Origin of the sequence: Knoellia terrae (assembly GCF_048606435.1) — a bacterium.
GTDB classification, from domain to species: Bacteria; Actinomycetota; Actinomycetes; order Actinomycetales; family Dermatophilaceae; genus Knoellia; species Knoellia terrae.
This window is the reverse complement of the sequence record NZ_JBMBWH010000002.1, coordinates 40,039-60,497: the sequence shown is the minus strand read 5'-3', so window position 1 is coordinate 60,497 and position 20,459 is coordinate 40,039. Positions and strand designations below refer to the sequence as shown.

Annotated in this window: 20 protein-coding genes and 1 tRNA gene; 7 read left to right on the top strand and 14 right to left on the bottom strand. The window is 71.7% G+C overall.

The genetic code is table 11. The features are described 5' to 3' along the window. Positions 1 to 16: 16 nt before the first annotated feature. Positions 17 to 1,024 carry a ribose-phosphate diphosphokinase gene (locus ACOJV9_RS03670; protein WP_420183823.1) on the bottom strand — a complete coding sequence of 336 codons (1,008 nt, stop codon included), beginning with the start codon at positions 1,022 to 1,024 and terminating at the stop codon, positions 17 to 19. A 2-nt stretch (positions 1,025 to 1,026) separates the two neighbouring features. Next, positions 1,027 to 2,511 carry a bifunctional UDP-N-acetylglucosamine diphosphorylase/glucosamine-1-phosphate N-acetyltransferase GlmU gene (glmU, locus tag ACOJV9_RS03665; RefSeq protein ID WP_420183822.1) on the bottom strand — a complete coding sequence of 495 codons (1,485 nt, stop codon included), beginning with the start codon at positions 2,509 to 2,511 and terminating at the stop codon, positions 1,027 to 1,029. A 127-nt stretch (positions 2,512 to 2,638) separates the two neighbouring features. On the opposite strand from glmU, the gene ACOJV9_RS03660 reads away from it, so the two are divergent. Next, entirely contained in the window at positions 2,639 to 3,154 is a 516-nt protein-coding gene (locus ACOJV9_RS03660; protein ID WP_420183821.1) for a dihydrofolate reductase family protein, read from the top strand. A gap of 4 nt (positions 3,155 to 3,158) precedes the next feature. Here the strand turns inward: ACOJV9_RS03660 and ACOJV9_RS03655 are convergent. Further along, positions 3,159 to 3,237: transfer RNA gene (locus ACOJV9_RS03655), tRNA-Gln, on the bottom strand. A gap of 150 nt (positions 3,238 to 3,387) precedes the next feature. Here ACOJV9_RS03655 and ACOJV9_RS03650 point away from each other — a divergent pair. Further along, a complete protein-coding gene (locus tag ACOJV9_RS03650; protein WP_420184125.1) occupies positions 3,388 to 3,984 on the top strand; it encodes a TetR/AcrR family transcriptional regulator in 597 nt (198 codons plus the stop codon). 12 nt (positions 3,985 to 3,996) lie between these two features. Here the strand turns inward: ACOJV9_RS03650 and ACOJV9_RS03645 are convergent, their stop codons facing one another. Both ACOJV9_RS03645 and ACOJV9_RS03640 read right to left on the bottom strand, forming a co-directional pair. Continuing rightward, complete coding sequence (locus tag ACOJV9_RS03645) at positions 3,997 to 4,383, bottom strand: VOC family protein (protein WP_420183820.1); 387 nt, start codon at positions 4,381 to 4,383, stop codon at positions 3,997 to 3,999. Continuing rightward, positions 4,380 to 5,195, bottom strand: coding sequence for a methyltransferase domain-containing protein (locus ACOJV9_RS03640; protein WP_420183819.1), 816 nt, complete (start codon positions 5,193 to 5,195; stop codon positions 4,380 to 4,382). Before ACOJV9_RS03640 ends, ACOJV9_RS03645 begins: the two co-directional genes overlap by 4 nt. Before the next feature lie 103 nt (positions 5,196 to 5,298). Between ACOJV9_RS03640 and ACOJV9_RS03635 the strand changes: the two genes are divergently transcribed. After that, a complete protein-coding gene (locus tag ACOJV9_RS03635) occupies positions 5,299 to 5,793 on the top strand; it encodes a MarR family winged helix-turn-helix transcriptional regulator (protein ID WP_420183818.1) in 495 nt (164 codons plus the stop codon). Positions 5,794 to 5,951: 158 nt separating this feature from the next. Here the strand turns inward: ACOJV9_RS03635 and ACOJV9_RS03630 are convergent, their stop codons facing one another. Both ACOJV9_RS03630 and ACOJV9_RS03625 read right to left on the bottom strand, forming a co-directional pair. After that, positions 5,952 to 7,790 (bottom strand): ABC-F family ATP-binding cassette domain-containing protein, encoded by a 1,839-nt coding sequence (locus ACOJV9_RS03630; RefSeq protein ID WP_420183817.1) that lies wholly within the window; start codon positions 7,788 to 7,790, stop codon positions 5,952 to 5,954. Further along, complete coding sequence (locus ACOJV9_RS03625) at positions 7,790 to 8,722, bottom strand: 4-(cytidine 5'-diphospho)-2-C-methyl-D-erythritol kinase (protein WP_420183816.1); 933 nt, start codon at positions 8,720 to 8,722, stop codon at positions 7,790 to 7,792. Before ACOJV9_RS03625 ends, ACOJV9_RS03630 begins: the two co-directional genes overlap by 1 nt. Positions 8,723 to 8,815: 93 nt before the next feature. On the opposite strand from ACOJV9_RS03625, the gene ACOJV9_RS03620 reads away from it, so the two are divergent. Together ACOJV9_RS03620 and ACOJV9_RS03615 are read left to right on the top strand one after the other, a co-directional pair. Continuing rightward, complete coding sequence (locus tag ACOJV9_RS03620) at positions 8,816 to 8,968, top strand: NAD-dependent epimerase/dehydratase family protein (protein ID WP_420183815.1); 153 nt, start codon at positions 8,816 to 8,818, stop codon at positions 8,966 to 8,968. Positions 8,969 to 9,046: 78 nt separating this feature from the next. Next, positions 9,047 to 9,820 (top strand): Rossmann-fold NAD(P)-binding domain-containing protein, encoded by a 774-nt coding sequence (locus ACOJV9_RS03615; protein ID WP_420183814.1) that lies wholly within the window; start codon positions 9,047 to 9,049, stop codon positions 9,818 to 9,820. On the opposite strand, the gene rsmA is transcribed toward ACOJV9_RS03615, so the two are convergent. From rsmA to metG, 4 genes are all read right to left on the bottom strand, one after another. Beyond that, entirely contained in the window at positions 9,797 to 10,672 is an 876-nt protein-coding gene (rsmA, locus tag ACOJV9_RS03610; RefSeq protein WP_420183813.1) for a 16S rRNA (adenine(1518)-N(6)/adenine(1519)-N(6))-dimethyltransferase RsmA, read from the bottom strand. The genes ACOJV9_RS03615 and rsmA overlap by 24 nt on opposite strands. Before the next feature lie 102 nt (positions 10,673 to 10,774). Beyond that, a complete protein-coding gene (locus ACOJV9_RS03605; RefSeq protein ID WP_420183812.1) occupies positions 10,775 to 11,968 on the bottom strand; it encodes a ubiquitin-like domain-containing protein in 1,194 nt (397 codons plus the stop codon). Between the two features lie 255 nt (positions 11,969 to 12,223). Further along, positions 12,224 to 13,066, bottom strand: coding sequence for a TatD family hydrolase (locus ACOJV9_RS03600; protein WP_420183811.1), 843 nt, complete (start codon positions 13,064 to 13,066; stop codon positions 12,224 to 12,226). Further along, entirely contained in the window at positions 13,063 to 14,877 is a 1,815-nt protein-coding gene (metG, locus tag ACOJV9_RS03595; protein WP_420183810.1) for a methionine--tRNA ligase, read from the bottom strand. Before metG ends, ACOJV9_RS03600 begins: the two co-directional genes overlap by 4 nt. Positions 14,878 to 15,031: 154 nt before the next feature. Here metG and ACOJV9_RS03590 point away from each other — a divergent pair, with 154 nt between their 5' ends. Together ACOJV9_RS03590 and ACOJV9_RS03585 are read left to right on the top strand one after the other, a co-directional pair. Then, on the top strand, positions 15,032 to 15,649 hold the full coding sequence (locus ACOJV9_RS03590) for a DUF4126 domain-containing protein (protein ID WP_420183809.1): 618 nt from the start codon (positions 15,032 to 15,034) through the stop codon (positions 15,647 to 15,649). 48 nt (positions 15,650 to 15,697) lie between these two features. Next, positions 15,698 to 16,471, top strand: a complete 774-nt coding sequence (locus ACOJV9_RS03585; RefSeq protein ID WP_420183808.1) for a CPBP family intramembrane glutamic endopeptidase — start codon at positions 15,698 to 15,700, stop codon at positions 16,469 to 16,471. Between the two features lie 61 nt (positions 16,472 to 16,532). Here the strand turns inward: ACOJV9_RS03585 and ACOJV9_RS03580 are convergent, their stop codons facing one another. The 3 genes from ACOJV9_RS03580 to ACOJV9_RS03570 form a co-directional block, all read right to left on the bottom strand. After that, positions 16,533 to 17,492, bottom strand: a complete 960-nt coding sequence (locus tag ACOJV9_RS03580) for a hypothetical protein (RefSeq protein ID WP_420183807.1) — start codon at positions 17,490 to 17,492, stop codon at positions 16,533 to 16,535. 193 nt (positions 17,493 to 17,685) lie between these two features. Then, positions 17,686 to 18,429 carry a succinate dehydrogenase/fumarate reductase iron-sulfur subunit gene (locus ACOJV9_RS03575; RefSeq protein WP_420183806.1) on the bottom strand — a complete coding sequence of 248 codons (744 nt, stop codon included), beginning with the start codon at positions 18,427 to 18,429 and terminating at the stop codon, positions 17,686 to 17,688. Next, positions 18,429 to 20,450, bottom strand: a complete 2,022-nt coding sequence (locus ACOJV9_RS03570; RefSeq protein WP_420183805.1) for a fumarate reductase/succinate dehydrogenase flavoprotein subunit — start codon at positions 20,448 to 20,450, stop codon at positions 18,429 to 18,431. Before ACOJV9_RS03570 ends, ACOJV9_RS03575 begins: the two co-directional genes overlap by 1 nt. Between the last annotated feature and the right edge of the window lie 9 nt (positions 20,451 to 20,459).

The window sequence follows — 20,459 nt, the reverse complement described above, 5'->3', positions numbered from 1 at the left end:
CTCGGCCGTCGGGTGGTCAGGCGCGGCCGCCGAAGAGGCTCGTCACCGACCCGTCCTCGAAGACCTCCTTGATCGCCGCGCTGATGAGCGGGGCGATCGACAGCACGGTGAGCCCGTCGAACTCGCTCTCCGGTGCGATCGGCAGGGTGTTGGTGACGATGACCTCGCGCGCCGAGCAGTCGCGCAGGCGCTCCGCCGCGGGCGGCGAGAGGATCGCGTGCGTCGCCGCGATGATGACGTCCTTGGCGCCGTCGGCCATGATCGCGTCCGCGGCCTTGGTGATCGTGCCGCCGGTGTCGATCATGTCGTCGACGAGCACACAGACGCGGCCCTTGACGTCACCGACGACGCGGTTGGCGACGGCCTGGTTGGGCTGGTTGACGTCGCGGGTCTTGTGGATGAAGGCCAGCGGCACGCCGCCGAGCCGCTTCGACCACTGCTCGGCCACCTTGATACGGCCGGCGTCGGGCGAGACGACGGCGAGGTCCTCGTGGCCGTACTTCGCCGACACGTAGTCCGACAGCACCGGCTGCGCCATGAGGTGGTCGACCGGGCCGTCGAAGAAGCCCTGGATCTGGTCGGTGTGCAGGTCGACGGCGATGAGCCGGTCGGCGCCCGCGGTGCGGAACAGGTCGGCCATGAGCCGCGCGGAGATCGGCTCGCGGCCGCGGTGCTTCTTGTCCTGGCGCGCGTAGCCGTAGAAGGGCATGACGACGGTGATCCGCTTGGCGCTGGCCCGCTTGAGCGCGTCGATCATGATGAGGTGCTCCATGATCGCCTCGTTGAGCGGGGCGCTGTGGCTCTGGATGACGAACGCGTCGGAGCCGCGGACCGACTCCTCGTAGCGGACGTAGATCTCGCCGTTCGCGAAGTTGTAGGCGCTCGTCGGCACGAGCTCGGTGCCGATCAGCGCCGCGACCTCCTGGGCCAGCCCCGGGTGGGAGCGGCCCGAGAACATCATCAGCTGCTTCTTGGGCTTCTTGCGGATGTTGGCCGACTTGGGGCGGTCTTCCTTGTCCTTCACGATCAGGCCTTCCGCTCGGTGCCGGTGGAGTCGGCAGGCGTGTCCGTATGCCGGGTGCCCGCCTGCGTTGCTGCCTTCGCCGCCGCCTCTGTCGCGGTGCCGGCGCGGGCCCGGGCGACCCAGCCGTCGACGTTCTTCTGACGGCCCCGGGCCACGGCGATCTGACCGGGCTCGACGTCGCCGGTGAGGGCGCTGCCGGCGGCCACGTAGGCGCCGTCGGCGACGTCCACCGGGGCGACGAGGACCGTGTCGGAGCCGACGAACGAGTGCTTGCCGATCGTCGTGTGGTGCTTGGCGACACCGTCGTAGTTGGCGAAGATCGTCCCGGCGCCGATGTTGGCGCCCTCGCCGATCGTCGCGTCGCCGCAGTAGGTGAGGTGCGGGACCTTGGCGCCCTCGCCGATCCGGGCGTTCTTCGTCTCGACGAAGCCGCCGATCTTGCCCCTGGCGCCGAGGACGGTACCGGGGCGCAGGTAGGAGAACGGACCGACGGTCGCGCCCGGGCCGATCTGCGCGAGGAGGGCCTCGGTGCGCTTGACCTCGGCGCCGTCCCCGACCTCGGTGTCGGTGAGGGTGGTGTCGGGCCCGATCCGGGCGTCCGCGCCGACCGAGGTCGCGCCGAGCAGCTGCGTGCCCGGGAGGATCGTCGCGTCGCGGCCGATGGAGACGTCGCTGTCGATCCACGTCGTCGCGGGGTCGACGATCGTCACGCCCTCGCGCATCCAGCGCTCGTTGTTGCGCCGGTTGAGCTCTCGCCCGAGGGCGGCCAGCTGGACGCGGTCGTTGACGCCCTCGGTCTGCCAGAGGTCGTCGATGACGTGCGCGCCGACCCTCCGGCCGGCGGCGCGGGCGATGGCGAGCACGTCGGTGAGGTACTTCTCGCCCTGGGCGTTGCCGGTGCCGACCTCGGCGAGCGCCGCGCGCAGCACGGTGACGTCGAACGCGTAGATGCCCGAGTTGATCTCGGTGATCGCGCGCTGCTCCTCGGTGGCGTCCTTCTGCTCGACGATGCCCGCGACACCACCCTCGGCGTCGCGCACGATGCGGCCGTACCCCTGCGGGTCGTCGAGGTGCGCCGTGATGACCGTCGCGGCGCTGCCGGACTCCTCGTGGCGGGCGATGAGGTCGACGAGGGTCTCCCCGGTGAGGAGGGGGACGTCGCCGTAGGTCACGAGGACGGTTCCGCTGAGGTCGTCCGGGAGCACCTCCAGGGCGCACTCGGTGGCGCGACCGGTGCCCTTGACCTCGTCCTGGTCGGCGATGGTCGCGCTCTCGTCGACCTCGGCGACGTGGCCGGCGACGAGGTCGCGCTCGTGGCGCACGACGACGGCCAGGTGCGCGGGCCGGGTGGCGCGGGCGGCGACCATGGCGTGTCCGACGAGACTGCGGCCCCCGATCCGGTGCAGCACCTTGGGGGTGGCTGACTTCATCCGGGTTCCCTCACCTGCGGCGAGGATGATGACGGCGGCGGGCCGAGCAGTGGTCACGAGGTGGGCTCCCGAAGTTCGCGGCGGCGTACCGCGCCACTGTACCGACGAGTCGGGGGTGCGCCGTCCCCCGACCGGCGCCGCCCGGGCACTGTCGGTTGTCGGCCGCTGGTGCCATCGTGGAGGGATGGCGACGATCTACTACACCGGCTGCTCGCTCGACGGCTTCATCGCGACGCCCGAGCACTCGCTCGACTGGCTCATGTCGCGCGACATCGACGGTCAGGCGGACATGGGCTTCGACACCTTCGCTCCCCGGGTCGGCGCCTGCGCGATGGGGGCGACGACGTGGCAGTGGCTGCTCGACCACGACCCGGAGGGGTGGACGCCCAAGCCCACGTGGGTCTTCACCCACCGCGACTTCGCCGAGTCGGAGCAGGTGCGCTTCACGTCGTCCGACGTCGCCCAGGTGCACGCCGAGATGGTCGAGGCAGCGGGTGACAAGGACGTCTGGCTCGTCGGGGGCGGGGACCTCGTCGGGCAGTTCCACGAGGCCGGGCTGCTCGACGAGGTGTGGGTCCAGTACGCCCCGGTGACGCTCGGTGCCGGCGCCCCGGTGCTGCCGCGGCACGTCGAGCTGAGGCTCGAGGAGGTGTCGCGCAACCGCGACTTCATGTGCGGCCGCTACTCGGTGGTGCGCTGACCTGCTCCCCGGGTAGGAGTCGAACCTACGTCGCTAGTCCTGATTCAAAGTCAGGCGGGCCCTGCCGGCAGACCAACCGGGGAACGATGCGCGCGGGAGACCCGCGGCATACGACGCCCAAGGGTAGTTGACCCACGCCGGAGCGCTGCCCGCCGCCCGAACGGGCGCAGGGCACAATGGTGCGAGTGAGTCGAGACGAGGCAGGGGCCAAGGCGCGCACTCCGCGGGGGCGGATGACGGGGGCGCAGCGACGCGAGCAGCTCATCGGGATCGGGCGCAAGCTGTTCGCCAACCGGGGCTACGAGGCGACGACGGTCGAGGAGATCGCCAGCGCGGCCGGCGTCTCGAAGCCGGTGGTCTACGAGCACTTCGGCGGCAAGGAGGGGCTCTACGCCGTCGTCGTCGACCGTGAGATCCAGGCGCTGCTCGGCGCGATCGCCGGGGCGCTGACCTCCGAGGGCGGGTCGCGGGCCCTGCTGGAGCGGGCGGCGATGTCGCTGCTCGACTACATCGAGACCTCGACCGACGGCTTCCGGATCCTCGTGCGTGACTCGCCGCCCGGACAGCAGACCGGCAACTTCGCCTCGCTGATGTCCGACGTGGCCTCGCAGGTCGAGCACCTGCTGGCGGCGCAGTTCACCTCACGCGACCTGGACCCGAAGCAGGCGCCGATGTATGCGCAGATGCTCGTCGGCATGGTCGCCCTCACCGGACAGTGGTGGCTGGAGAACCCCAAGGCCAAGAAGCGCGACGTCGCCGCGGCCCTGGTCAACCTCGCGTGGAACGGCCTGACCGGCCTCGAGCCGAAGCCCGCGATCTCCTACCACTGACGGCGGTGTCGCTCAGACGGTGAAGTCGAGCTTGGGCGCCCGGACCTGCTGGAACTCGATGCGGTTGCCGACCGGGTCGTCGGTGTGGAAGCGCTGGGCGCCGGGGACTTCGTGGTTCCAGCGCACCTCTCCCCCGGCTCCCGCGATCGCCGCCGCGAGCGCCGACACGTCGTCGACGCCGAAGCAGGGGTGAGCCTTGCGGGCCGGGCCGAAGCCGTCCTCGACGCCGCAGTGCAGCTCCTGCTCGCCCGCGGCGAACCAGACACCGCCACGCGCGGCGAGCACCGGCGGCTTGGGGATCTCGGGCATCCCGCAGACGACGGCGTAGAAGTGGCGCAGCAGGTCCTCGCTGCCGGCGGGGCAGGCGACCTGGACGTGGTGGATGCCGAGGACGGTCATGACGCCGCTCCCTTGCGGGCCACCGCGAACACGCGACGGAACGGGAACACCACGCCCACCTCGGTGCGCGGGTAGGCCTCACGCAGGGCCGCGGCATACGGCCCGAGGAACGCGTCGCGCTCCTCCCCCTCGGGGAGGATGTCGAGGACCGGTCGCAGCCCGGTGCTGCTGACCCAGTCCAGGACCGGGTCCTCCGCGCTGCCCCCGGGGTCGAGGACGTGCGCGTAGACCGTCTCCCACGCGTCGACCGTGCAGCCCAAGCGGCTGAGGAAGGTGAGGTAGGTCTTGGGCTCCCCGACGGCCGGCAGGTCGAGGGCGGCGAGGAGCTCGTTGGCCCGCGCGTGGGTGGCCGCCGTGGCCCGCATGAGGGCATGGCTCGGGGCGTCGAAGTTGTTCGGCACCTGCAGGGCGAGCCACCCTCCGGGTGCGAGGGCGTCGACCCAGGTCGGGAGCAGGTTGAGGTGGCCGGGAACCCACTGCAGCGTCGAGTTGGTGATGACGACATCGGGCGCCTGACCGAGGCCGGCCGGGTCCCAGTCGGCGAGGTCGGCCTGGACCCACTCGACCCGGTCCTCGGTGTCGAGGCGGCGCGCGGCCTCGAGCATCGACTCCGCGCCGTCGACGCCGACGATGCGGGCCTGCGGCCAGAGCCTGGCGAGCGTCAGGGTGGCCGGCCCGTGGCCGCAGCCGAGGTCCACGACGAGCTCGGGCGCGTCGGCCCGCACCTGCGCGAGGAGGTCGGCGAAGGGTCGGCTGCGCTGGTCGGCGAACCGTGCGTATGCCGTGGGGTCCCAGCTCGGCTGTGCGCGCATCGTTGCTCCCTCTCCCGACTCCGACGACCGGCGGGTCGCTCGGCCTCACTCTCTCCGTCATGTATCTCGATGTCAAGATACTTGACGGAGTACAGTTCCTCCCATGCCCGAGGATGATGTCGACCGTATCGTCTCGGCATGGCGCCGTGAGCGACCCGAGCTCGATGTCACCCCGCTCGAGATCCTCAGCCGCGTGTCCCGGCTCGCCCGGCGCCTCGACCTGGCCCGAGGTGCGGCCTTCGCCGAGCACGGCCTCGACGGCTGGGAGTTCGACGTCCTGTCCGCGCTGCGCCGGGCCGGAGCGCCCTACGAGCTCTCCCCCGGGCAGCTCGTCGCCGAGACGCTGGTGACGAGCGGGACCATGACCAACCGCGTGGACCGGCTGCTGACGCGGGGGTACGTCGAGCGCCACCCGGACCCGCGGGACCGTCGGGGCGTCATCGTGCGCCTCACGCCCGAGGGGATGAAGGCCGTCGACGCGGCCCTCGACGACCTCCTCGGCCACGAACGCACGCTGCTCGCCGAGCTGCCCCGGGCCGACCGGGGGTCGCTCGCCGACCAGCTGCGCGCGCTGCTCGTCTCCCTCGAACGCCCCTGACGCACGCACCCGCACCCCCTCCCCTGCACCGCTCCCCCGCCGCTCCCCCATCTTTCGACCAATAGGTCACTAAATGCGGTGGCGCCGGCGCAGTTCGTGACCTATTGGTCGAAAGATGGTGGCGGCGGGGGCCGGGGCGAGTGGCGGGGAGGGCCGGGTCAGGGTTCGAGGACCTCGCCGGCCTCGAGCCACTCCAGCTCGAGCACCTCGCGCTCGTCGACGATCGCGCGCAGCTCCTGGTTGAGCTCGAGCACCCTGGCGTGGTCGCTCACGTGCTCGGTCATCAGCGCGTGGATGCGCTCCTCGCGAGCGGCCAGCCGGGACAGCTGCTTCTCCACCCGCGCCATCACCTTGCGCGCCTCGCGCTGCTCCGCCGGGCTTGCCGACGACACGGGTGCCGCGGGGGCGCCCGACCCGCCCGGTGCGGCGGGCGCGGCCGCAGCGGCAGGTGCGCTCACGGCATACGACGGGGTGACGGTGGCGCGGAGCCGGAGGTACTCCTCCACGCCGCCCGGCAGCTGCCTCACCCGGCCGTCACCGAGCAGCGCGACCTGCTGGTCGGCGACGCGCTCGAGCAGGTAGCGGTCGTGCGAGACGACGAGCAGGGTGCCGGCCCAGCCGTCGAGGACGTCCTCGAGCGCGGTGAGCGTCTCGATGTCGAGGTCGTTGGTGGGCTCGTCGAGCAGCAGCACGTTGGGCTCGTCCATGAGCAGCCGGAGCACCTGGAGGCGGCGCCGCTCACCACCGGAGAGGTCGCCGACGCGCACCTGCTGTCGCGGGCCCGGGAAGCCGAGCCGCTTCGCCAGCGACGAGGCACTGACCTCCTTGCCACCGAGAACGGTGACCTTGCGGACCTCCTCGACGGCCTCGATGACGCGAGCGTCGCGCAGTCGGTCGAGCTCGCGCACCTCCTGGGTGAGGTGGCCGATCCGGACGGTGATGCCCTGCTTGCGCTTGCCGGACGCCAGGGGGATCTCGCCCGCCAGCGCCCGCAGGAGGGTGGACTTGCCGGAGCCGTTGACGCCGACGATCCCGATCCGGGCACCGGGTGCGAGATGCCAGGTCAGGCGGTCGAGGAGCACGCGGTCGCCCGCCGTGACCGTCGCGTCGAGGAGGTCGATGACGTCCTTGCCGAGGCGGCTCGTCGCGAACGCCATGAGCTCCACGTCGTTGCGCGGCGCCGGCTCGTCCTCGATCAGCGCGTTGGCCGCGTCGATCCGGAACTTGGGCTTGGACGTGCGGGCGGGCGGACCACGTCGCAGCCACGCGAGCTCCTTGCGGAGCAGGTTGTTGCGGCGCTCGGCGGTGACCTTGGCCATCCGCTCGCGCTCGGCCTTGGCGAGGACGTATGCCGCGTAGCCCCCGTCGAAGCCGTTCACCTGGCCCTCGACGACCTCCCACGTGCGGGTGGCGACGGCGTCGAGGAACCAGCGGTCGTGCGTGATGGCGACGAGCGCGTTGTCTGGCCGCGACCGGTGCTGCACGAGGTGCTCGGCGAGCCAAGCCACACCCTCGACGTCGAGGTGGTTCGTCGGCTCGTCGAGCAGGAGGACGTCGGGGTCGTCGACGAGCAGCTTGGCCAGGCCGAGCCGCCGTCGCTCGCCACCGGACTTGCCGGCCACCGTCGAGTCGAGCCCGCTCACGGCCTGGGCGTCGATGCCGCCGAGCAGTCCGGTGAGGACGTCGCGGATGCGCGGGTCGCCCGCCCAGACGTGCTCGGCGCGGTCGCCGAGGACCGCCTCCCGCACCGTCGCCGCGGGGTCGAGCGAGTCGTCCTGGGTGAGGACGCCCACGCTGGCCATGCCGAGCCGGGCCACGCGCCCGCTGTCGACGCCGAGCTCCCCGGCGATGACGCGCAGCAGGGTGGTCTTGCCGCCACCGTTGCGCCCGACGATGCCGATGCGGTCTCCGCCGGAGACCCCGAGCGAGACGCCGTCGAGCACCTGGGCGGTGCCGAGCGCGAGGGCAGCGCGCTCGACCGAGATGAGGACCGCCACTAGTCGACCCGGGCAGGGATGACGTGGGCGCCGTGGACGGGTCCGACGGCCTTGCGGACCTCGCGCGCCGCACCGGTGGCCGTGAGGGCGACGGTGAGGTCGATCGCCGACTCGACGTCCTCGACGAGGAAGGCCACCGTCGGCCCTGACCCGGACACGACCCCGCCGAGCGCGCCGAACTCCATGCCACTGGCGAGCACCTCGCCCAGCTCGGGACGCAGCGAGATGGCCGCCTCCTGGAGGTCGTTGGTCAGCTGCGGCGCGAGGACGTGAGGGTCGCCGCTGCGCAGCGCACTCATCAGCTCGGCGTTCGGGGTGGGGTCGGGCACCCGGGTGTCAGCGCGCAGGGCGTCGCACTCGGCGTAGACCTGGGGGGTCGACAGGCCGATGTCGCTGATCGCGAACACCCAGTGGTAGCTTCCCCGCGCGAGGACCGGCGCGAGGCGCTCGCCCCGACCGCTGCCCATGGCCGTGCCCCCGCGGATGAGGAAGGGGACGTCGGAGCCGAGCTCGGCGGCATACTCCTCCAGCTCCTCGGTGCTGAGCCCGAGCGACCACAGCCGGTCGCACGCGACGAGGGTGGCCGCGGCGTCGGCGGACCCCCCGGCCATGCCACCCGCGACGGGGATCGACTTGGCGATGCTCACGTGGACGGGGGTGTCGATCGCGGTCTCGTCGGCGAGCAGGCGGGCCGCCCGCAGGGCGAGGTTCGACGAGTCGGTGGGGACGGAGTCGGCGTAGGGCCCGACGACGCTGCAGCCCCAGTCGTCGTCGAGCGCCACCGTGACGTCGTCGTGGAGGCCGACCGCCTGGTAGACGGTCGAGAGCGTGTGGAAACCGTCGGCGCGGGGCGGGCCCACGAGCAGCTCGAGGTTGACCTTGGCGGGGACGCGCACCGTGACGGGCGCGGGGTCCGAGTGGGCCGAGGTCATGCCGCCACACTAGTCACGGCTCGACGGTGCGCCACATCGACGCTGTCAGCGAACAGGCTGGCGCCACGGCACCGGAGCGGGTCGACTGGGGTCATGCGACTGCTCGTGCTCGGTGGGACGGCCATGCTGGGGCGCGCCGTGGTCGCCCACGCCCTCGCCGAGGGTCACGACGTGACCTGCCTCGCCCGAGGCGTCTCGGGCGACGTACCTCCCGGGGCGACCTGGGTCCGGAGGGACCGGGACTAGCCCGACGGCCTGCACGGGGTCGCCGGTGGTGACGCGCGCTGGGACGCGGTCGTCGACGTCTCCCGCCACCCGGGTCAGGTGCGGCGGGCGGTCGCGGCGCTCGAGCCGGTCACCGACCGCTTCGTCCTCGTCTCCACCGGAAACGTGTATGCCGACCACTCCCGTCCCGGGGCCGACGAGACCGTGCCGCTGCTCCCGCCGCTGGCGGGCGACGTCATGACCGACATGGACGTCTACGGCCAGGCGAAGGTGGCCTGTGAGGCCGCGGTGCGTGACGGTTTCGGCGACCGCGCCCTCGTCGCCCGGGCCGGGCTGATCGGTGGGCCCGGCGACTGGTCGGGGCGCTCGGGGTGGTGGCCCTGGCGGTTCGCCCACCCGGTGGGCGCCGACGGCGCGGTGCTCACGCCGGACGACCCGGACCTGCCGATGTCGCTCGTGGACGTGCGTGACCTCGCCGCCTGGCTGGTGCGGTGCGCCGCGCTCGGGACGTCGGGGGTCTTCGACGCCGTCGGGGAGCCGGACACCCTGGGCGGGCTCCTCTCCGCGTCCCGCGAGGTCGTCGGTCACGACGGCCCGGTGGTCGCGGCGCCGGCGGACTGGCTGGCCGAGCACGGTGTGCAGGAGTGGATGGGGCCGGACAGCCTGCCCCTGTGGATCTCGGACCCGCAGTGGCGCGGTTTCGGCGGGCACACCGGCGCCGCCGCCCGGGCCGCCGGCCTGGCCTGCCGACCGGTCCGCGAGACGTTGCGGGACGCGGCGGCATACGAGGAGCACCGCGAGCCGAGCGAGCCGCGACGGTGCGGGCTGTCCGACGAGACCGAACGGCGGCTACTCGCCCTGCTGGGCCACTGACAGCGCGCGGTGGGCGCTCGCGACCGCGGCGAACTGGTGCACGTCGAGCTGCTCCCCGCGCGTGCGCGGGTCGATGCCCGCCGCGACGAGCGCCGCCTCCGCCGCCGGCGCCGATCCGGCCCATGTGGCGAGGGCTGCCCTGAGGGTCTTGCGGCGCTGCGCGAAGGCGGCGTCGACGCAGGCGAAGACCTCCTCGCGGGTGGCCTCCGTGTCCGGGGGCTCACGGCGGACCAGGGAGACCAGGCCAGAGTCCACGTTGGGCACCGGCCAGAACACCGACCGGCTGACGTTGCCGGCGAGCGCGACGTCGGCGTACCAAGCGGCCTTGACGCTCGGTACGCCGTAGATCTTCGACCCGGGGGCGGCGGCGAGGCGCTCGGCGACCTCGAGCTGGACCATGACGAGGATCCGCTCGATCGTCGGGAACCGCTCCAGGAAGCTCAGCACGACGGGGACGGAGATGTTGTAGGGCAGGTTCGCGACGAGCGCCGTCGGCGCCTCTCCGGGCAGCTCCTCGACCCGGAGCGCGTCGGCGTGGACCACGGTGAGCCGCTCGGTCATGGCCGGCGCGACCGTCTGCACCGTCTCGGGCAACGCCCCTGCGAGCACGGGGTCCACCTCCACGGCCGTGACGTGCCGGGCGACCGGGAGCAGCGCGAGGGTCAGCGAGCCCAGCCCCGGGCCCACCTCGACGACGACGTCGTCGAGGCCGATGCCGGCCACGCGCACGATGCGCTGCACGGTGTTGGCGTCGATGACGAAGTTCTGGCCCCACGTCTTGGTGGGGCGGATGCCGAAGCGGGTCGCGAGGTCACGGACCTGGGCGGCCCCGAGGAGCCCGGACGTCGACATGGTCGCCACCCTATGGCCGGTGCCTGCCCGGGCACGACCGAGGCCGTGCCTCCCGGAGGGGAGACACGGCCTCGAGTGCGCTGCCGTCGGACGGCGTGGGTGTCAGGCGGCGTGCCCGCAACCCCACGGCTGAAGGCCACGGTCCGCGTAGACGCGGTTGGCGACGGTGATCTGCTCGGCGCGCGACGCGAGGTCGGCGCGGGAGGCGAAGTCGCCACCACCGGCACCGAGCCACGTGCGGATGTCGAACTGGAGACCGCCGTAGTAGCCGTTGCCCGTGTTGATCGACCAGTTGCCACCGGACTCGCACTGGGCGATCCGGTCCCACATCGCGGCGTTGGACAGGTTGATGCCCGCGCCGGAGGTGTTGCCGGCCGAGGGGGCCGGTGCGGACGGAGCCGGGGCCGACGACCGGGTGGGGGCGGGAGCGGGAGCGGGAGCCTCGGCCCTGACGACCGGGCGCTCCTTGGTGCCGACGAGGACGACCTCGGTGACGGGAGCGCGCGAGATCGTGCGGCTGAGGATCTTGTCGCCGGCGGGACGGCCGTCGACGAGCGTCCGGAGCACGCTGAAGGACCGGGTGCCGTCCTTGCCCCGGGTGGCCACCTTGCGGGTGCCCTCGAAGAGGGAGGCATCCTTCCGGGTGGTCGTGGCGTGGGCGATGGCCTGCGACGTCTTCAGCGTCTGCTGGCTCACGCGCTGGATCGCGATGGCCAAGCCGTTCTTCAGGGGCGTGGTGGGCGCCGGGCTGACCCGGTCGTCCTTGTCGGTGACGACCTTCAGCTCGCGGAGGGCGTCGGCCACCGTGGCCGACGTCGACGTGTGCGACAGCTTCTTCTTGTCGACGGTGACGGTGAGGGCCTTGGGGGTCACCACGGTGAGGGCGAGGCCCTGGCGGCCGAGGGCCTGGGAGCGGGACGCGGACAGCTTGGCGTCGCTCCCCGCGCGGATGTCGAGGTCACGCAGCGCGGCGTCGACGGTCGTGGCGGTGGTCCAGTACTCCTTCGTGACCCCGTCGACCGTGACAGTGAGCTTGCGGCCGTAGCGGACGGAGATCGTGTCCCCGTCGCTGATGGGGCTGCCCACGGAGGGGGTGACCACGTCGTGCTCGCCGACGGTGATGCCCTTCTTCTCGAGGGCGTCGCCCACGGTCGAGCCGAACACGTGCATGGAGGAACGGGTGCCGTCGACCGAGAGGGCCACGGACTTGTCGAGGTGGGCGACGCCGAAGGAACCGGCGGCCACCGTCAGTGCCGCAGCACCTTGGGCGGCGAGGCGCAGGGGGCGAGAAATCACAAATGCTCCGATGATCGAACTCTCCGGACACCGAGGCGAGCGACAGTCCCAGGGGAGACCGCGGGTCCTCAGGGGAAGGAGCCCGACAGCAGGAGAGCGAGGTTCGCCCGGTGGAACACCGGCGTCCTCGCCCCTGCTTTCGCCCGAAGCCCAGCTCCGGCCAACCCATCAACCATGACCAGAAAACGAGCAAAGGTCAAATTTTGGTAACGGTGCCATGGACGACGGGTGGCCCCGGCACGGCCGGTCGCGACGTCACCAGGGACCGTAGACCCGCTCCGAGTTGGCCGAGAGCGCCTCGCACAGCGTCGGCACTGCGACCCCCAGGGTGGCGGCCATCGCGCGGACGGTGAGGGGCACGAGGTGGGGGGCGTTGACCGCGCCGCGATGGGGGTGCGGCGTGAGGTAGGGCGCGTCGGTCTCGACGAGCAGGCGGTCGAGCGGCGTCACCGACAGCGCGTCCCGCAGCCCCTTGGCGTTCTTGAACGTCACCGTGCCGGCGAAGGACAGGTAGTAGCCGCGCTCCGCGCACTCCTGCGCCATCGTTACGTCACCCGAGAAGCAGTGCAGCACAGTCGCGTTCGGCGCCCCCTCCTCCTCGAGGATGCGCAGGACGTCGGCGTGTGCGTCCCGGTCGTGGATCTGGAGCGCCTTGTCGAGCCGCTTGGCCAGGTCGATGTGCCAGCGGAAGCTCTCGTGCTGCAGCCCCTGCCCCTCGGGACCGGTCCGGAAGTAGTCGAGACCGGTCTCGCCGACGACCCGGATCCGGGGATGTCGGGCGAGGCTCTCGATCTCGGCGTATGCCGCGTCGAGACCCCCGCTCTCCGACAGCCGGGGCACCTCGTTGGGGTGCAGGGCGACGCCGCCGAGCATGCCGGCATACGTGTCCACCATCACGACCGTCTGGCGGGCGGCCGGGAGGTCGCAGCCGATCTGGACCACCCGGTCGACCCCGACCGCGGCCGCGCGGGCGAGCAGGTCGGCGACGTCGACCGGCACCCCGTCCCGCTCGATGTCGAGATGGGTGTGGTTGTCCACGACCGCGATCGGCAGGGCGTCGGGCAGCCCCGGGACCGTGTCCCGCCCGGAGCCGGTCACGACTGGCGCAGCCGCTCGAGCTCCTCCTCGACGACCGACTCGTCGAGCTTGACGAAGACACCGGTCGGCTTGGCGATGGGTGCACCGACCGTGACCGGACGCGACTCCCAGCGCGGCGTCGACGAGTAGGAGCCGGTGATGACCGGGTAGGTCCGGTCGGCGTCACCATCCAGGCCCGAGACGTCCTCGACCACCGGCATGGGGATGAACTCGCCCTCACCGCCGAGGAAGGCGTGCACCCGGTTGGCGGCGTGCGGCAGGAACGGCGCGAGGATCGTGTTGAGGTCGCTCACGCACTGGATCAGGGTGTGCAGCACGGTGGCGAGGCGCTCGCGCTGGTCCTCGTCCTTGAGCTTGAACGGCTCGGTGTCGGTGACGTACTTGTTGACTTCACCCACAGCCCGCATCGCCTCGTTGATCGCCGCCTTGATGCGCTGCCTCGCGAGCAGGTCTCCGACGGAGCCGAAGGCCGCGAGGGTGGCGGCGCGGACGGCCTCGTCGACCGGCTCGAGCGTCCCCGGCCGCGGGATCTCGCCGAAGCTCTTGGCGATCATCGCGCCGGTGCGGTTGACGAGGTTGCCCCAGCCGGCGACGAGTTCGGAGTTGTTGCGCTGGACGAACTCGGCCCAGGTGAAGTTGCTGTCCTGGTTCTCGGGGCCGGCCGCGCAGATGAAGTAGCGGATCGGGTCGGGGCCGTAGCGCTCGAGCACCTCACGGATGCCGATGACGTGGCCGCGGCTGGACGAGAACTGCTTGCCCTCCATGGTGAGGTACTCGCTGCTGACGACCTCGGTCGGCAGGTTGAGCACGCCGTAGGTGCCGGGCTCGCCGCCCGTGGCGCCGCGGCCGGCATACGCGAGCAGCTCGGCCGGCCAGATCTGCGAGTGGAAGGTGATGTTGTCCTTGCCCATGAAGTAGTAGGAGAGCTGCTCCTCGGCGACGGCGCCCTCCACCCACCACTCGCGCCAGCGCTCGTCGTCGCCCGTCCGTCGCGCCCACTCGATCGAGGCCGAGAGGTAGCCGATGACCGCGTCGAACCACACGTAGAGGCGCTTGGCCGGCTGGTCCTCCCAGCCCTCGAGCGGCACCGGGATGCCCCAGTCGATGTCGCGGGTCATCGCGCGCGGCCGGATGTCGTCGAGGATGTTGAGGCTGAACTTGATGACGTTCGGGCGCCAGGTGCCGCTCGCCTCGCGGCCGGCGAGCCACTCTCTCAGGGCGTCGGCGAGCGCCGGCAGGTCGAGGAAGAAGTGCTGCGTCTCGATGAACTCCGGGATCTCACCGTTGATCCGGCTCTTCGGGTCGATGAGGTCGGTGGGCTCGAGCTGGTTGCCGCAATTGTCGCACTGGTCGCCGCGGGCCTCGCCGTAGCCGCAGATCGGGCAGGTGCCCTCGATGTAGCGGTCGGGCAGGGTCCGCCCGGTGCTCGGGCTGATGGCGCCCCGGGTGGTCTGCTCGATCATGTAGCCGTTGGCGTGCACCTGCCGGAACAGCTCCTGCGCCACGGCGTAGTGGTTGGCCGTCGTCGTGCGCGTGTAGAGGTCGTAGGAGCAGCCGAGGTCGGCGAGCTCCTGCGCGATGATCGCGTGGTTCTTGTCCACGAGGTCCTGTGGTGTGACGCCCTCCTGGTCGGCGAGGACGAGGATCGGGGTGCCGTGCTCGTCGCTGCCGCTGACCATGAGCACGTCGTGCCCCGCCATCCGCATGTAGCGGCTGAAGACGTCGGAGGGCACGCCGAACCCGGCGACGTGGCCGAGGTGGCGCGGCCCGTTGGCGTACGGCCAGGCGACGGCAGACAGGATTTTGCTCACCGGTCGATCCTAGGCGGCGGGCGATGCCGGCCCGAGCACCGCTGGGTACGCCGGTGTGCGGAACAGGTGAGCGGGAGGACGGGGAGGTCGCGCGGCATCGAGTAGACATGTCCTCGAGGGCGCCGGGTGCGCGTCCCGACAGGGAGGTCGACACGTGATCGCCGCACTCACCGGGATGGGACTGTCCGCCGCGGCAGGGCTCAACGCCTACATCCCGTTCATGATCGTCGCGCTCATCGCACGGTTCACCGACGTCATCACGCTGCCCGAGGGCTTCTCGTGGATCGAGTCGCCGTGGGCGATCGGCGTCGGCGCGGTCCTGCTGCTCACCGAGCTGGTGCTCGACAAGATCCCGGCCATCGACACCGTCAACGACGCCATCCAGACCTTCATCCGGCCGAGCATGGGCGGGCTCGTCTTCGCCGCCATCACCGCCGCCGAGGACCTCGACCGGTCGACCTGGATGGGTGAGAACCCTTGGGTCGGTGTCGTGCTCGGCATCGTCGTCTCCGGCCTGGTCCACTCGGGCAAGATGGCCGCCCGCCCGGCGATCAACGCCGGGACGCTCGGCATGGGCGCCCCTGTCGTCTCGACCGCCGAGGACGGCGCCTCCGTCGGGCTGTCCCTCGTCGCCATCTTCATCCCGATCCTCGTCGTCGTGGCGCTGCTCGCCCTGGCCTGGCTGCTCGTCTGGATGTGGCTGCGGGTCCGCCGCTGGAAGCGGCGGCGGGCCGACCGCGTCGGGCCGGACCCGGCATACCCCCGCGTCTGACATCGCGCGTCCAGCGGGCGCCCACGTTCGCTGCATAGGCTGCGCGCCATGGAGGCCACCGTCGAGCAGCGCCACCTGACCCGTCGCGACCTGCTCGCCGAGACGTGGCTCGTGCTCGGCGTCTCGCTCGGTGCGTCGGCGATCTGGGCGGCGCTGTCGCTCGTGCGCAAGCTGACGGCAGAGGTGCCGCTGGGCCAGCAGACGACCGCGATGAACTCCTCGGTCACGCCGGACCGGCCGTGGCTCGACCTCGCCTACCAGCTCGTCGGCATCGGGCTGGCGCTCGTGCCCGTGCTGCTCGCGCTGCACCTGCTGACCCGCAGCGATGCGAGGGCGAGGTTCGCGATCGGCTGGGACTGGACACAGCCGGCGCGCGACCTCGTACGCGGACTCGGGCTCGCGGCGCTCGTCGGCATCCCCGGGCTCGGTCTGTATGCCGTCGCCAGGGCTCTCGACCTCAACACGACGATCGCGGCGGCGAACCTCACCGACGTCTGGTGGGCGGTGCCGGTGCTCGTGCTCGCGGCGGTGCAGAACGCGGTGCTCGAGGAGGTCGTCATGGTCGGCTACCTCTTCACCCGGTGGTCGCAGGCGGGGTGGTCGACGGGCCGGATCGTGGTCGCGTCAGCGTTGGTCCGGGGCTCGTACCACCTGTACCAGGGCTTCGGCGGCTTCGTCGGCAACGCCGTCATGGGACTGCTCTTCGGGTGGGTCTACATGCGGACCAAGCGGGTGGGGCCGCTCGTCGTCGCCCACACCGTCCTCGACGTCGTCGCGTTCGTGGGCTACGCGCTCCTCAAGGACCGCCTCACCTGGCTCTGAGGTCTGCGTGGCCACCAGTCGGGCTCCCGTGACGCGTCGGTCCCTGGCCACGGGCGACTCGTCACACAGACCCCGAACGGTGGGCCCGGTCGATCCATGTCGACCGGCGCTCCGGCCGGATCCCCTTCTCCCCCAGGATGGTGAGGAGCCGCTGGGGTCGCACGAGGTCGGCCCACACCCATCGAGCGACCTCCACCTGGCGCCGCAGCCGGTCCTCCCGCTTCTTCTCGGACCACAGGACACGGCCGGCCTCCTCGTGGCTCACTCCAGGAGGCAACCGGTACTTGGTGTGCCCGTCGAACTCACCCACCACGCCCTCCCACCAGAAGTCGACGTCCCCGATGTGACCGGCGGTGTCGAACACCCCGACCTGGAGCCGGGGTCGCGGGATGCGCAGCCGGAACATCTGCACCCGGGAGAGGCTCTCGCCGGGCGACATGCTGAGCCCGTCGGCGAGCTCGAGGACCGCCCGGGCGCGGGTGCGCCCGGGTGCCCGGGGCGCCACCAGCGCCAGCTCCGCCGAGAGCTGCTCGGCCGTGCAGAGCCGGTGCCGCAGGCAGTGGTCGGCAGCAGCGACACCGTCCTCGAGCGTCCCGGTCCGGGCCAGGTCGACGACCGTCCGCGCCGGCGAGGTGACGCGCAGACCATGCACGACGGAGCACTCGGCCTCTCCACCGAGGTACGGCCGGAGCACCGACGAGCCGCTGACGCCGCGGCGCGTCACGAGGTGCCGGACGATCCGCGGCCAGGGCGTGATGCGGGGCATCCCCCACACCGCGGCGGCGGACTCCCGGGCGAACTCGAGGCGGTCCCCCGACGAGTGGCTGAGTGCCGTGGCGTGGACCAGTGCGGCGTGGCGGTCGACGACGCTGAGGGTGGCGTCGGTGTCGGTGGGGAGCCAGACACCGACCCGCACCTGCCGCCAGCCGCCACGGGAGGGCTCGGTCCCCTCCCGACGCAGGTCCGCGGTGCGCCGCAGCCACGAGGGGTCGAACGGCGGGTGGCGGGGCGGGCCGAGCATCAACCGAGGATGGCAGGACCGCCCGACCCGGCCGCCCGGTCGTCCACAGCTCACCTGCAACCGCACGAGTCGGGGCTCGCGTGACGAGTCGGCGGCGCCTGACCCCCCGACTCGTCACGCGGGTCCCGACAGACGCGAGCACCCGGCATACCGAAGACGGCTCGGTATGCCGGGTGCTCGGGTCGTGCGCGGGTCAGCGACCGTGCCGGAGCGCGGTGCGCAGGTCCTTGTTGAGCTGGGAGATGACGTCCTGCGGGATGCCCTTGGGGCAGGCCTGCGAGCAGGCGCCGACGTTGGTGCAGCCGCCGAAGCCCTCGTTGTCGTGCTGACCGACCATCGACACGACGCGGGCGTCGCGCTCGGGCTGGCCCTGCGGGAGCTCACCGAGGTGGGTGATCTTGGCCCCGAGGAAGAGCATGCCGCTGGCGTTGGGGCAGGCGGCGACGCAGGCGCCGCAGCCGATGCACTCGGCAGCCATGAAGGCACGGTCGGCGTTGTCCTTGGGGACGGGCGTCGCGTGGGCGTCGGGCGCCGAGCCGGTGTTGGCGGAGATGTAGCCGCCGGCCTGGATGATGCGGTCGAGACCGCCGCGGTCGACGACGAGGTCGCGCACGATCGGGAAGGCCTCGGCGCGCCACGGCTCGACCGTGATGGTCTCGCCGTCCTTGAACGAGCGCATGTGCAGCTGGCAGGTGGTCGTGCGCTCCGGGCCGTGCGCGTGGCCGGAGATCATCAGGCCGCACATGCCGCAGATGCCCTCGCGGCAGTCGCTGTCGAACGCGATCGGCTCGTCACCCTGCGCGTTGAGGGTCTCGTTGAGGACGTCGAGCATCTCGAGGAACGACATGTCCGGGCTGATGTCCGACACCTCGTAGGTGACGAGGGCGCCGGCGTCGGTGGGGCCGGTCTGGCGCCAGATCTTGAGGGTCAGGTCCATTACTTGTAGCTCCGCTGCTTCAGCTCGATGAACTCGTACGTGAGGTCTTCCTTGTGCAGGACGGGAGCGCCCATGCCGGCCCCCACGCCCTCCTGCTCGCCGTCCGGCGACGAGAACTCCCAGGCCGCGACGTAGGCGAACTCGTCGTCGTGACGCAGCGCCTCGCCGTCCTCCGTCTGCGACTCCGCGCGGAAGTGGCCGCCGCAGGACTCGCGGCGGTGCAGCGCGTCGATGCACATGAGCTCGCCCAGCTCGAGGAAGTCGGCGACGCGGCCGGCCTTCTCGAGGGACTGGTTGAGGGTGTCGGCCGCGCCGAGGACCCGGACGTTGCGCCAGAACTCGGCGCGCAGGCCGCGGATGAGGTCGATGGCCTTCATCAGGCCCTCCTCCGAGCGCTCCATGCCGCAGTACTCCCACATGATGTTGCCGAGCTCGCGGTGGAACGAGTCGACGCTGCGCTGGCCGTTGATGGCGAGCAGGCGCTCGGTGCGCTCCTCGACCTCGCGGCGCGCGGCGACGACGGCCGGGCTGTCCTCGGTGAGCGGCTCGAGGCCCCCGGCCGCGAGGTAGTCGCGGATCGTGTTGGGGAGCACGAAGTAGCCGTCGGCCAGTCCCTGCATGAGCGCCGAGGCGCCGAGGCGGTTGGCGCCGTGGTCGGAGAAGTTCGCCTCACCGGTGACGAAGAGCCCGGGGATCGTCGACTCGAGGTCGTAGTCGACCCAGAGGCCACCCATCGTGTAGTGCACGGCCGGGTAGATGCGCATCGGCGTCTGGTAAGGGTCCTCACCCGTGATCCGGGCGTACATGTCGAAGAGGTTGCCGTACTTGTTGCGCACCGCGTCCTCGCCGAGCCGCGAGATCGCGTCGGCGAAGTCGAGGTAGACACCACGGCGGAAGTCGCCGACGACCGGGCCGACGCCGCGACCCTCGTCGCAGACGTTCTTGGCCTGGCGCGAGGCGATGTCGCGGGGCACGAGGTTGCCGAACGAGGGGTAGATCCGCTCCAGGTAGTAGTCGCGGTCCTCCTCGGCGATGTCGCGCGGGTCCTTGTCGCAGTCCTCGCGGTTCTTCGGCACCCAGATGCGGCCGTCGTTGCGCAGCGACTCCGACATGAGGGTCAGCTTCGACTGGTGCTCGCCGGAGACCGGGATGCAGGTCGGATGGATCTGCGTGTAGCAGGGGTTGGCGAAGTGGGCGCCCTTGCGGTGCGCGCGCCACGTCGCCGTGACGTTGGAGCCCATGGCGTTGGTCGACAGGAAGAAGACGTTGCCGTAGCCACCGGAGGCGAGGACGACGGCGTCCGCGAGGTGGGTCTCGATCTCGCCGGAGACGAGGTTGCGGGCGATGATGCCGCGGGCGCGGCGCTGCGCACCCTCACCGTCGACGATGACCTCGAGCATCTCGTGGCGGGTGAACTGCTCGACCGTGCCGGCGGCGACCTGGCGCTCGAGTGCCTGGTAGGCCCCGATGAGGAGCTGCTGACCGGTCTGGCCGCGCGCGTAGAAGGTGCGGGACACCTGCACGCCACCGAAGGAGCGGTTGTCGAGCAGGCCGCCGTACTCGCGGGCGAACGGCACGCCCTGGGCGACGCACTGGTCGATGATGTTCGCGCTGACCTCGGCGAGGCGGTAGACGTTGGTCTCGCGGGAGCGGTAGTCGCCGCCCTTGACCGTGTCGTAGAAGAGGCGCTGGACGGAGTCGCCGTCCTCCTTGTAGTTCTTCGCGGCGTTGATCCCGCCCTGGGCGGCGATCGAGTGGGCGCGGCGCGGGGAGTCCTGGAAGCAGAAGGACTTCACGTGGTAGCCGGCCTCACCGAGGGTCGCGGCGGCGGCGCCACCGGCGAGCCCGGTGCCCACGATGATGACCGACATCTTGCGACGGTTCGCGGGGTTGACCAGCGACGCCTCGAACTTGCGGCGGGTCCACTTCTGCTCGATGGGGCCGGCGGGCGCCTTGGTGTCGGCGATGGGCTCGCCCTCGCGGTAGATGCCGTGGACGAGGCCGGAGGAGTTCTCAGTCATGGGGGACGA

Coding starts and splice junctions, on each gene's coding strand:
- ACOJV9_RS03660 (WP_420183821.1), top strand. CDS start 2,639: ATGGCGACGATCTACTACACCGGCTGCTCGCTCGACGGCTTCATCGCG.
- ACOJV9_RS03650 (WP_420184125.1), top strand. CDS start 3,388: ATGACGGGGGCGCAGCGACGCGAGCAGCTCATCGGGATCGGGCGCAAG.
- ACOJV9_RS03645 (WP_420183820.1), bottom strand. CDS start 4,383: ATGACCGTCCTCGGCATCCACCACGTCCAGGTCGCCTGCCCCGCCGGC.
- ACOJV9_RS03640 (WP_420183819.1), bottom strand. CDS start 5,195: ATGCGCGCACAGCCGAGCTGGGACCCCACGGCATACGCACGGTTCGCC.
- ACOJV9_RS03635 (WP_420183818.1), top strand. CDS start 5,299: ATGCCCGAGGATGATGTCGACCGTATCGTCTCGGCATGGCGCCGTGAG.
- ACOJV9_RS03625 (WP_420183816.1), bottom strand. CDS start 8,722: ATGACCTCGGCCCACTCGGACCCCGCGCCCGTCACGGTGCGCGTCCCC.
- ACOJV9_RS03620 (WP_420183815.1), top strand. CDS start 8,816: ATGCGACTGCTCGTGCTCGGTGGGACGGCCATGCTGGGGCGCGCCGTG.
- rsmA (WP_420183813.1), bottom strand. CDS start 10,672: ATGTCGACGTCCGGGCTCCTCGGGGCCGCCCAGGTCCGTGACCTCGCG.
- ACOJV9_RS03585 (WP_420183808.1), top strand. CDS start 15,698: ATGGAGGCCACCGTCGAGCAGCGCCACCTGACCCGTCGCGACCTGCTC.
- ACOJV9_RS03580 (WP_420183807.1), bottom strand. CDS start 17,492: ATGCTCGGCCCGCCCCGCCACCCGCCGTTCGACCCCTCGTGGCTGCGG.
- ACOJV9_RS03575 (WP_420183806.1), bottom strand. CDS start 18,429: ATGGACCTGACCCTCAAGATCTGGCGCCAGACCGGCCCCACCGACGCC.
- ACOJV9_RS03570 (WP_420183805.1), bottom strand. CDS start 20,450: ATGACTGAGAACTCCTCCGGCCTCGTCCACGGCATCTACCGCGAGGGC.